The sequence below is a fragment of the Geobacillus zalihae NBRC 101842 genome (assembly GCF_001544135.1).
Lineage (GTDB): Bacteria > Bacillota > Bacilli > Bacillales > Anoxybacillaceae > Geobacillus > Geobacillus zalihae.
In genome coordinates, this window is the sequence record NZ_BCPV01000106.1 from 1 (window position 1) to 5,450 (window position 5,450).

Consider the following 5,450-nt stretch of genomic DNA (forward strand, 5'->3'; position numbering starts at 1 on the left):
ATCGGTTTTGATCATGAGCTTTCCCTATAGCAACGCTGCGTTTGCTTATCCGCTGCCGGCGGAAAACAGTGAATGCTTCCTCCATGGGTTGACGCAGCTGTTTCGTCAGGCTGGGGGAGTGCCAAAGGCATTGCGCATTGACAATTTGTCCGCGGCCATCGTGTCGATTCGAAAAGGGGGAGAACGCCAATTCACCGAGGCTTTTGAGAAATTTCAACTCTACTATCGGTTTGATGTACAAGTGTGCAATCCATACAGCGGACATGAGAAAGGAAATGCGGAGCGAAAAGTCTATTACACTCGCAACCTTTGTTTCGTCCCGGCTCCGTTGATCGAGTCGGATCCGGAGCTGGTGGAGTGGCTGCATCGCAAGATGGTCGAGGACCGAAACCGCCCTCATTATGAAAAGGGGCGGTTGATAGAGGAGCTATGGCAGGAAGAGCGGCCGGAGCTGTTGGCGTTGCCGGAACAAGATCTTCCGATCTTCTCCCTCGATCACGCTTACGTGAATAAGTACGGAGAAGTGATGGTGGATGGGAAGGCGTTCGTCGTCCATGGCCTGTCCGTCCCCAACCGGGTATTGGTGAAAAAAGAGTGGGATCGTTTCTTTGTGCTCTCTCCTGACGGAGGCATACATCTTGAGATGCCAAGGCCGTATACGAACGTGAAACGCGAGATCCCTTGGAAAGAGATTTTCGCTGAGTGGGAGACCAAACCCCGGGTTGTCGGGCATTCCCGATACCGGGCGTACTTGCCGGAAGCGATCCGAACGTATCTGGCTGGCACCCCGCCCCAGGCGGCGGTCCGTTTGAAAGGGCTGCGAGCGCTGTTGGATCGTTGCACGCTTTATGAAATCGCCCAGTGGCTCGATGAGAACCAGCGATGGGACTTGGCTCCTCATGAAATCGGGGTATTGATGGAAGCCGAGCAATCCCATTACCCGGCCAAGTGGAAAGAATCGTACACCCCTTCCGTCCTGATCGACTATGAAACGGACGTAACGGTGTATGATCAACGTCTTCATCCTGTTCGGGAAGGGGGTGTCCAGGGATGAGAGCAGAGGTGAAAGAGATTTGTAAAGCACTGCATTTGGCCTATATCGCGGATCGATTCGAGGAGGTGATGTTCGAAACGAAAGAACCGTTTTTGCGGGATGTATTGGCGCTGGAGCTGTCGTGCCGCCAGCAGGCGAAACAGGCCCGGCTGATCAAGAAAGCCAAGTTTCGGGAGTTGAAATGGCTGAAGGATTACGAATGGTCGGATCACATCCACTGGCCGACCACGACATCGAAGAAGGAATTGTGTGACCTTCGCTTTTTGGAGCGAAAGCAAAACGTTCTGCTTTTAGGCTCGCCCGGGACAGGAAAAACCCACCTCGCCACAGCGCTCGGCATCCAGGCGTGCCAACAAGGCCATGAGGTTCGGTTTTTCCGCGTCGCGGATCTCGTCGCCCAGCTGGAAGAGGCATTGAAAAATGGCACGCTCGGGCGGCTGAAACGAAGCATCGATGCGTGCGAACTGTTGATATTGGATGAACTCGGCTATGTGCCGTTTCAAAAGCAAGGATCGGAGCTGTTGTTTCATATTATCGCCGACTGTTATGAGCGAAAAAGCGTCATCGTGACGTCGAATCTGGAATTTGGACAGTGGAATCGGGTGTTTGGGGACAACCGCTTGACAGCTGCGCTGGTGGATCGCTTGGTTCACCATGCCCACATCCTGGCCTTTACGGGAGAGAGCTATCGACTGCGGAACGCTCTCTCCGCGATCCAGCCGTCCTCTTCCCCCGGTCTGGAACCTTAAGTCTTGAGCTGGCAAGCCTATGTATTTTTTCTTGCACTTCTCTGCATTTTTTGCTTGCAAAAAACACTGGTCGGCTCTTCTTAACTGATTGACCAAATCGTGAGCGGTAATAAAATACGTTTTATATCCTCTTGCGATCGCCTCCATTCCAATCGAAATGGCCAGATGTGTCTTCCCAATCCCCGGCGGACCGAGAAAAAGAATATTCTCCTTTCGATCAATAAACGACAAGGTCAGCAGCTCTCGAATCCGGCGCTCATCCACCGAAGGCTGCGCGGTAAAATCAAACGTATCGATCGTCTTGCGATACGGCAGTTTGGACAGCTTGATGAGCGTTTGGATCGATCGTGCCTGTTTTTCGACGATTTCTGCCTCTAATAAGCGGAATAAAAACTCTGAATATGATATATTATGAGTAGAGGCGTATTCTGCCATGGCGGACCATCGCTCCGCCATGACAGGCAAATGGAGTTGGTGGCAATACTCGTGTATTCGTTCTTTCATGAGCTTTCCCCTCGCAGGAATGCGTCATAAACGGACAATGGACGAGTATCCACTTCCACCGAAACAGGCGAAATGGGGGCTGCCCTTTCTGTCTGTTTCTTTTTTATTTTTTCGGCGAATGAAATCACTTTTTTCTGTTGGTCCACGTGAGAAATCTCCTCCCCTCGAAAGTACAATCGAATATCTCCATTTAATCGCTCCTTCACCAGAATTTCTTTGCCCGCATACTCCGCCGATAAGAGCCATTGTTCCCCTTTGTAGGAGAAACTGCCATCCCAATGCACCTTCCGATAGGAAAGATAGCTCGTATCGTAATCGTTCAACGGAAGAGGCTTGAGTGACTCCTCGGCCCAACGCTCTTGCGGAGAAATACCGGTAGTGGCGTTTGGCTTCCGATTTGCCACTTGATCGAGCCAACGATGTAAAAGGAAATTTAATTCTTCGATGCTTTCAAACGATGTTCCTACATAGAAGTGATCCATAGTATACTGAATGGCTCGTTCGACTTTTCCCTTTGTCTGGGCCCGGTAGGGCCGGCATACTTTTGGAATAAATCCGTAGTAACTCGCAAATTCGGAAAATCGTTGATTCCATTTCACCACTCCTTGTTCTCGCCCGTCTGTAACGGTCTTCATATTATCAAATAACACCTTCTTCGGAACCCCACCAAAGTACTTGAAACTCTGAATCAGGCATTCCATTAAGTGTTCCTGATCCTGGCTGACCGTAAATACCGCGTATTTCATCCGCGAATAGCCTAACACAGCCACAAATAGCGATAACTTGACTTTTCTCCCTTCGATCACGACCTCCCCAACTTCTTTCCAATCGACTTGCATTTGTTCGCCAGGAAGCGTTTCATAACGAACGGTGTATTTCTTTTTCGCCGTCTCTCGGAAAGGTTTCATATAGTCTTTTAAAATCGTCTTTCCTCCCGTATAGCCCTGTTGTCGAATTTCAAAAAACAACTTTTCGCTATTAAACCCCCCATCTTCTAACATCCGTTTTTGAAGATACGGCTTAAATGGATCTAACTTGCTTTTTCTTGGTTTTCGCTTGGATTTGGAAGGAGGATTGGGGGAGTGAATATATTTTCGGACGGTTTTCCGATCGATCCCCAATTCCCTCGCAATATCGGAAATACTCATTCCCCTTTCATACATCTCTTTGATCATAAAAAATTCCCCTCTCGTCATCATGAACCATAGTGTAAATTATCATTTTATTTCAGCACAAAAAGCCCTTTTTTTGCACATTCTTTCAGAAAGCCCTCTCCCCTTTTCTGAAAGAATGTGCTAAATTTTTTGTGAATTATTTCGGAAGAGAAAATCCATCGATTCAGAGGAGGGGGAGGAGGACGTGATTCAATTTCATGACTTTGGCATTGACGTCCAAACGTATGCAGAGCGTGGAAAAGAAAACGACTTCCCTCTTCTGACACAGTGTCCGCATTGCCGGGCCAAGCGCCTGTTACACCGCCACGGTTACGATGAGCGAAACGCATTGACCCCACATGGTGATGATCGCATTTGGATTGTCCGGTATCGCTGTCGGGAATGCTTGAAGACGGTGAGTGTGCTGCCTTTCTTTCTCCTCCCGTATTTTCAGTATACGTTGTCCGCCATATGGCAAGTTGTGAAAGAGCAGTTGGGATTGACCGAGGGGACGAACCGGGCTCTGTTTCTCCCGACAAAGGACGGCATCATCTTTTATGTCCGGTGGTTCTGCCGAAACCTATCAAACCTTCACAGCTTTTTTGCGAGGCGGTGGAGGATCATAGGCCCTATCGTGAAAAAAGAAAAGGAACGGGCTTCCTGGTGGATCCGGACGTTAGAGGAACACGGTCTTGATTCGGTCATCAGAGACATGTGGAAGGACGGATTCCGACACCCTTTTGCGAATCAAATGGGATCCTGATTTTACATACATATCCTAAATTGGAAATGGTTGAGGTTCCCACAAACCTTTCCTATCGACGGAGAAAAAGTGATCCGGTACGATAAGGGCAGACGGACCGGAACGGTCCTGATTCAAGTGAGACCAGGAGGAGATTCGAATGGATGAGTCGATGAGACACGACATTGCCCTGTTTCGGTACGGGCTAATCGCACCGTTGGTGAATGGGCAGGTGGAACCGAAGGCGTATCTGAAAGAGGTGAGCGAGCGAGTGCACCATGTTCCCCACCAGGGCGACAAGCGAATCGCAGCCAAGACGATCCTCGATTGGTGCACCCAATACAAAAAAGGGGGCTTTGACGCCTTAAAGCCGAAGCGCCGTTCGGACCGCGGCCACTCAAGGCGTCTGTCGCCCGATGATGAGGATCATATTTTAGCCCTAAGAAAAGAACATCCCACCATGCCCGTGACGGTGTTCTACGAACACCTGATCGAGCAGGGGGAAATCCCAAAAAACCATATCTCTTACTTTACTATATACCGATTGTTGAAAAAACACAACCTTGTCGGGAAAGAAATCTTGCCCATGCCGGAGCGAAAGCGTTTTGCGTATGACCAGATCAATGAGCTATGGCAAGGGGACTTATCCCATGGACCCACGATTCGCGTCCATGGGAAAGCCCAGAAAACGTTCTTGATCGCCTATATCGATGACTGCTCGCGGTTAGTGCCGTACGTATAGTTTCCCTTCGGAGAAGTTTGACGGGCTGCGGATCGTCACAAAGGAAGCGGTGCTTCGTTGCGGGAAGCCGAAACGCATTTACTCGGACAACGGGAAAATTTATCGGTCCGAGGTGCTGCAGTATGCGTGCGCCGAGATGGGGATTACACTCATCCACACCCAGCCGTATGACCCGCAAAGCAAAGGGAAAATCGAACGGTTCTTCCGCACCGTACAGACGCGGTTTTATCCGTTGCTGGAGTTGGATCCCCCGAAGTCGCTCGAAAAGCTGAACGAGCGCTTTTGGAGGTGGCTTGAAGAGGAGTATCATCGAAAACCGCACGCCTCACTGGACGGAAAAACGCCGCATGAGGTGTTTCAGTCTCAGGTGGAACAAGTGGTGTGGATCGAAGACATCGATTGGTTGGATGCGATTTTTCTGAAACGGGAGCACCGCAAGGTGAAAGCCGATGGCACGGTCACTCTGAATAAACAGCTATACGAGGTGCCGCCTCGGTTCATTGGA

General features: G+C 49.9%; 4 protein-coding genes and 2 pseudogenes. 4 read left to right on the plus strand and 2 right to left on the minus strand.

The window, feature by feature from the left end:
* Together GZ1_RS17235 and istB (GZ1_RS17240) are read left to right on the plus strand one after the other, a co-directional pair.
* A partial coding sequence (locus GZ1_RS17235) for a DDE-type integrase/transposase/recombinase (RefSeq protein ID WP_060788976.1) occupies positions 1-1,054 on the plus strand: 1,054 nt, incomplete at its 5' end.
* Positions 1,051-1,803 carry an IS21-like element helper ATPase IstB gene (gene istB / locus GZ1_RS17240; RefSeq protein ID WP_060788977.1) on the plus strand — a complete coding sequence of 251 codons (753 nt, stop codon included), beginning with the start codon at positions 1,051-1,053 and terminating at the stop codon, positions 1,801-1,803. The genes GZ1_RS17235 and istB (GZ1_RS17240), both read left to right, overlap by 4 nt.
* Before the next feature lie 66 nt (positions 1,804-1,869).
* Here the strand turns inward: istB (GZ1_RS17240) and istB (GZ1_RS18640) are convergent.
* Positions 1,870-2,307, minus strand: a pseudogene (gene istB, locus GZ1_RS18640) (IS21-like element IS5376 family helper ATPase IstB); the annotation flags it as partial.
* Entirely contained in the window at positions 2,304-3,506 is a 1,203-nt protein-coding gene (istA, locus tag GZ1_RS17245; protein WP_060788978.1) for an IS21 family transposase, read from the minus strand. The gene istA and the pseudogene istB (GZ1_RS18640), both read right to left, overlap by 4 nt.
* A 160-nt stretch (positions 3,507-3,666) precedes the next feature.
* On the opposite strand from istA, the gene GZ1_RS19730 reads away from it, so the two are divergent.
* A complete protein-coding gene (locus GZ1_RS19730; protein WP_060788979.1) occupies positions 3,667-4,224 on the plus strand; it encodes a DUF6431 domain-containing protein in 558 nt (185 codons plus the stop codon).
* Between the two features lie 139 nt (positions 4,225-4,363).
* Positions 4,364-5,450: pseudogene (locus tag GZ1_RS17255) on the plus strand (IS481 family transposase); the annotation flags it as partial.

Excerpts from the sequence above, each read along its gene's own strand:
- istA (WP_060788978.1), bottom strand. The coding sequence starts at position 3,506 with ATGATGACGAGAGGGGAATTTTTTATGATCAAAGAGATGTATGAAAGG.
- istB (WP_060788977.1), top strand. The coding sequence starts at position 1,051 with ATGAGAGCAGAGGTGAAAGAGATTTGTAAAGCACTGCATTTGGCCTAT.